This window comes from Clostridioides mangenotii TR (assembly GCF_000498755.1).
In the GTDB taxonomy this organism is placed as follows: Bacteria; Bacillota; Clostridia; order Peptostreptococcales; family Peptostreptococcaceae; genus Metaclostridioides; species Metaclostridioides mangenotii_A.
Window position 1 is genome coordinate 1 of record NZ_AXUS01000065.1, and the last position, 1,450, is coordinate 1,450.

Sequence of the window (1,450 nt, forward strand, 5' to 3'; positions counted from 1 at the left end):
TAAATTACGCTTCAACAAAAAAAGAACTAATAAATAAAATAAGTTTACTAAATAGAAAAATAGAAAAAAGAGACAAAAGAATCCTCAAAATACTTTTTTGGGAGACCTTAATAGGTGCATTCTCAGATTTATTTAAAATTTAATACTTTTAATTTACCTCCTATAGTTCGACATAAATTTACCATTTCTTATTGTATACTATTAATGGGGTTTTTGATAATGAGGATGGAGGTTATTTTATGACTAGAGACTATGATGAGAGTAGTAGCGAAGCATCAGATGTTTCGTTAAACAAAATTGAGGATGATGAGTTTATTAATGATATTAATGATACTTCAACTAGATTTTGTGGTTCGTGTGGGATTGAAGCAAGGGAAGATCAGAGATTTTGTTCAAAATGTGGGGCAAGTCTAAAAGGGCAAATTAAGAACAATAAGATTAAATTGTTTGTAAAAAATTTAAACAAAAAGGATTTAGGACTTATATTATTAGCTGTATTCCTTACTATTTTTACGGTATTTTATACTATAAATCAAGAAAATATAAAAGCAGCAGAAATTGAGGCACAAAAGATAGAAGAAGAACAAGCATTATTACTAGAAAATAGGGCTTCATACGTAGGCAATATTGAGACTTTTGTAGATAAAATTTATCTAGCAGGCGCTAATCTTGAAGATATTGCAGATACAACTCAAAAATATTGGCATGAAAATATATATGAAGATAAACATGGATCTGATATCAATGAGGCTATATTTGCTGCTATGTTGAGTAAAAGCAGTGAGATAACAACAGCGAAAACATATGATGGAGAACTTTTAGATTTATATAGTAATTTACAGGTAGTCCCTGAAGGATGTGAGGATCTACAGGAAATGGTAAATAAAATTGGTGAGTTATATAATTCATATTCGGATTTTTATAGTTTAGCTACTGACCCAAATGGAAATTATAATCAATATTCTTCTAATAATAACAGTAGAACAGATGAATTCTTATCTAGTTATCGTGCCGTTGAGAATATGGTAAAGACCAATAGTGAATTTACAGTTGAATAGATTTTTGGATACAATAATAGCCCCATTTAGGGGCTTTTTTATTTGTCATTTTTCAATTTTACTATTAATGCATCTATAATTTTAAGAGATTCTAGATCTAGTGATTCTAAGTTTTCAGTGATTTCTTTGATATATACATGTTTGTTTAGATCTTCTTTTATTTTTTCATCTTTATCGTATATGTGAGAAATATTATAGTTTTCGACTTCTTCCATAAAGAGACCTTGTAAATTTTCTTCATGAGATTTACCGATACTCATTCTAATTACTTCAGGATGTATTAATAGTTTATCTATCCTTTGAATTAAGTTATCTACTTGTTGATTAGATGAATCGTAATCCATTATAGCATCCACTGATACATCTAATGCATGTGCTATTTTATTTGCTAT

General features: G+C 28.5%; 2 protein-coding genes. One reads left to right on the forward strand and one right to left on the reverse strand.

Translation table 11 applies throughout. The features are described 5' to 3' along the window. Nucleotides 1–239 precede the first annotated feature (239 nt). Nucleotides 240–1,058 carry a zinc ribbon domain-containing protein gene (locus T473_RS0115550; protein ID WP_024622386.1) on the forward strand — a complete coding sequence of 273 codons (819 nt, stop codon included), beginning with the start codon at nt 240–242 and terminating at the stop codon, nt 1,056–1,058. A gap of 38 nt (nt 1,059–1,096) precedes the next feature. Here the strand turns inward: T473_RS0115550 and T473_RS18730 are convergent. Then, a partial coding sequence (locus tag T473_RS18730; protein WP_038300774.1) for a hypothetical protein occupies nt 1,097–1,450 on the reverse strand: 354 nt, incomplete at its 5' end.

Coding starts and splice junctions, on each gene's coding strand:
- T473_RS0115550 (WP_024622386.1), top strand. CDS start 240: ATGACTAGAGACTATGATGAGAGTAGTAGCGAAGCATCAGATGTTTCG.